The sequence below is a fragment of the Embleya sp. NPDC056575 genome (genome assembly GCF_042793325.1).
Taxonomy (GTDB): Bacteria; Actinomycetota; Actinomycetes; order Streptomycetales; family Streptomycetaceae; genus Embleya.
The window spans coordinates 1-3,481 of the sequence record NZ_JBHTVA010000153.1; the positions used below are offsets into that span (position 1 = coordinate 1).

The window sequence follows — 3,481 nt, forward strand, 5'->3', positions numbered from 1 at the left end:
GGTCCTCCGGGGCGCCTTCCCGAGGGGGTCAAGCGTTTCCGGCGCGCGGCGCCTTGGGTTGCGGGTGGCCGGTGTGGGGCCGGTCAGAGTCGGTGATGGGCCGCCGCCGGCGTGCGGGGCTCCAAGGCCCGGGGCTCTCGCCGAGACGGCCGCGTTGCTTGGCGGAAAACCGGCCGGCAGCAGGGGCGGGGAGGGCGGTCGAGTCGGGTCCTTCGGGGTGCCTTCCGGAAGAGTCAGGTGCTTTCGACGGGCGTTGCGCCTTGCGTTGCGGGTGGCTGGTGTGGCGCTGGTCTGAGTCGGTGATGGGCCGCCGCCAGCGTGCGGGGCTCCAAGACCCGAAGCCCCCGACGAGACAGGCGCGTTGCTCGGCGAAAAACCGGCCGGCAGCAGGGGCGGGGAGGTTAGTCGGGCCGGGTTCTCCGGAGTGCCTTCCCGAGGGGTCGGGGCGTTTCGGGGGCGTTCGGCGAGGGGTTGGAGTTCGAAACCGGATCTCGGCGGGTGGTCTTGAGCTTCGCGCTTCCGTGACCTGCGGTTTTGTGGGATCGGGGCGGAAAGTCAGGCGCCGAGTGCCGGTTTCGTGTGCTCCGACCTCCTCAACGTCGGAACAAGGACCGAAACCGCTCCATCGGAGCCCGCTTCGGGCGCTGCGACCTCACAAAGGCCGTCGAGGTGTCAACGCTCTCTGAAAACTGACCCCCTGCGGGTCTCGGAAAGTTAACCCCCCGCGGCGGGTTCAACCCTGATTGGCGCGGTTCTCCTTGGCGAGAAGTTCGCGCCGCTGGCGAGTGCGATACGAATCACCGGTCAGAGTCAGAACTTCGGCATGATGGACCAGGCGATCGATCATCGCGGCGGCCACGACATCATCCGAGAAGGTTTCTCCCCAGCGCCCGAACGGCAAATTCGAGGTCACCATGACCGAGCCCTGTTCGTAACGGGACGCGATGAGTTGGAAGAACAGGTTCGCGGCGTCCTGGTCGAAAGGGATGTAGCCGACCTCGTCGATAATGATCAGCTTGTAGCGGCGGATCTTCTTCAGCTCCGCTTCCAGACGGCCGGCCTGATGGGCCTCTCCGAGACGCGAAATCCAGTTGCTCGCGGTGTCGAACAGGACCGAGTATCCCGAGTGAGCCGCCTTGACGCCGAGCCCGATGGCCAGATGTGTCTTCCCGAGTCCCGGCGGCCCGAGCAGGATCACGTTCTCCGCCTTCGCGACGAACGTGCCGGTCGCCAGATGCGCAAGAACATCACGCCGCAGCGACGGCAAGTGGTCGAGATTGAAGTCCTCCAGCGTCTTGACCTGCGGGAAGTGAGCGGTGCGAATCCGCATCACCGTTCCCTTCGATTCCCGATCCGCCACCTGTCGCTGCAACAGGGCGGCAAGGTACTCCTCGTGAGACCAGTTCTCGTCCCTTGCCTGAGCGGCGAGATCTTCCCAGACGGCACCCATGGTCGGCATCTTCAGCGCCCGGGTGAGATAGGCAATCATCGAGGGAAGCCCGTCCTTGTGGCCCGAACTCTCCTTGACGGCGGTGGTCATTCGTTGCTCACTTTCGTGGGTGTGGGATCGAAATCGACACCGAAAAGAGCGTCGTAGTCGGGCAGAGCCCGCAGTGTGACGGCGTGGCCGTCGGGGTGATGCCGGGTGGCGGCCTCGCGCCGCCGGCGTTCCAGGGCGAAGGACTGGCGCATCCGGACGGCGGTGGCCGCGTGGGCGGCGTCGGTGACCACGGCCTGCCTGGCCCAGGAGCGGAGGTGACGAGCGACGACCCGGCCCTCGCAGAGCACCGTCACCTCCTCCAGCGACGCGATCACGTCCACGAATCGGCCGATCACCTCCGGGTCCACGGAGTAGTCGACGGTGTCGATGCGGACGTGGTAATCACGCGGCAGACGAATCCGATTGTTCAGCCCGATCGGTGGGACGACGGGCGGCAGCGGAAGCATCGACAGACAGTCGGTCTCCAGAAGGTCGACCGGTCGGCCCTGAATCGAGCGGACCGTGCGGGAATTGGCGCGCACCAGCCATTCCGACAGCTGACCGTTGAAGTCCGCCGGGGAGGTGAACCGGCGACCGGGCAGGAACGAGGTCTCCAGGAACTGGTTGTTCCGTTCGACCATGCCCTTGTATTCCGGGTCCCGCGGCGGCGCCAACTGGATCCGGGTGGCCAGTGTCCCCGCAAATGCCGCCGCCGGCGCGGTCACCCGACCCGTTCCGCCGATCGCGGATTCCCGGTCCCAGACCAGTGTTTTGGTAACTCGCCCGATCGCGCCGATCAGGGACCACATGCCCGACAGGATATCGCCGCCCTGACGGGTCGGAATCATCGCCGCGGACAAGTAGCGAGAGAACCCCAGCGTCATGACCAGCACCGGCAGAATCCGTTCCTGACCGGCCGTGACCGGTATCTTCGTCTCGGGAAACCACAGATCGCACTGTGTGATCCCACCGGGCTCGTAACGGATACGGCCCACCGGGTCGATGCCCACATATTCGGGCCGCAGCAGGGCCAGTCGCTTCCTCAACGGCGACATCGAGTACGGCCAGCCGATCCGTTCCGCGACGACCGGGGCCGGCATCCTCGGCCATTCCTTCAGAAGAACCCGGATTTGCGGTTCGAAGGCGTCGACGACCGAACCCGTCGGAGCCCGCTCGTACTTGGGCGGCCGGTCCGAGTTCAACGCGGCCCGCACGGTATTCCGGGCCACTCCGAGCCGCCGGGCGATTTCCTTGATGGGCACGCCCTCCGCTCGATGCAGACGACGTATCTCGGCCCAATCTTCCACCTTTAGCACCCCCTCATGATCAACAAGGGGGTCAACTTTCGGAGACCTCCTGGGGGTCAGTTTTCAGGAACCAGCGACACGAGGAGACCGAAAGTGCCCAGTGGGAGTCGAAACCGGATCCCGAGGCATCCGAAACAGCCGCCGCTCGCACTGACCTGCGGTTTTCTCGCACACCGAGGCTCCGGCACGCCACGCCATCCGGGTTCGTGAACCTTCGTAACCCACATGCCACCGCCTGCCGGCAACACCCGACCCACCCGGGAAGGGCACCCGGCGACTCGACTCGACCGCCCTCCCTGCCCGCTGCTGCTGGCCGGTTCTCGCCAAGCAACGCGCCTGTCTCGTCGGGCGCCCCGGGTCTTGGAGCCCCGCACGCTGGCGGCGGCCCACCACCGACTCAGACCAGCGCCACACCGGCCACCCGCAACGCAAGGCGCAACGCCCGCCGAAAGCACCTGACTCTTCCGGAAGGCACTCCGGAGGACTCGACTCGACCACCCACCCCCGCCCCTGCTGCCGGCCGGTTTTCCGCCAAGCAACGCGGCCGTCTCGTCGGGCGCCCCGGGGCTTGGAGCCCCGCACGCCGGCGGCGGCACACCACCGACTCAGACCAACCCCGCACTGGCCACCCGCAACCCAAGGCGCAACGCCCGTCGAAAGCACCTGACTCTTCCGGAAGGCACTCCGGAGGACT

At 66.7% G+C, this 3,481-nt stretch carries 2 protein-coding genes; both read right to left on the reverse strand.

What is annotated here, in order from left to right:
- Positions 1-733: 733 nt before the first annotated feature.
- Positions 734-1,540 (reverse strand): IS21-like element helper ATPase IstB, encoded by an 807-nt coding sequence (gene istB / locus ACFRCG_RS48290; RefSeq protein ID WP_380043036.1) that lies wholly within the window; start codon positions 1,538-1,540, stop codon positions 734-736.
- Positions 1,537-2,796 (reverse strand): IS21 family transposase, encoded by a 1,260-nt coding sequence (gene istA, locus ACFRCG_RS48295; protein ID WP_380043037.1) that lies wholly within the window; start codon positions 2,794-2,796, stop codon positions 1,537-1,539. Before istA ends, istB begins: the two co-directional genes overlap by 4 nt.
- Between the last annotated feature and the right edge of the window lie 685 nt (positions 2,797-3,481).

What these genes read in the sequence shown, in the direction of transcription:
- istB (WP_380043036.1), bottom strand. Translation starts at nt 1,540, where the DNA reads ATGACCACCGCCGTCAAGGAGAGTTCGGGCCACAAGGACGGGCTTCCC.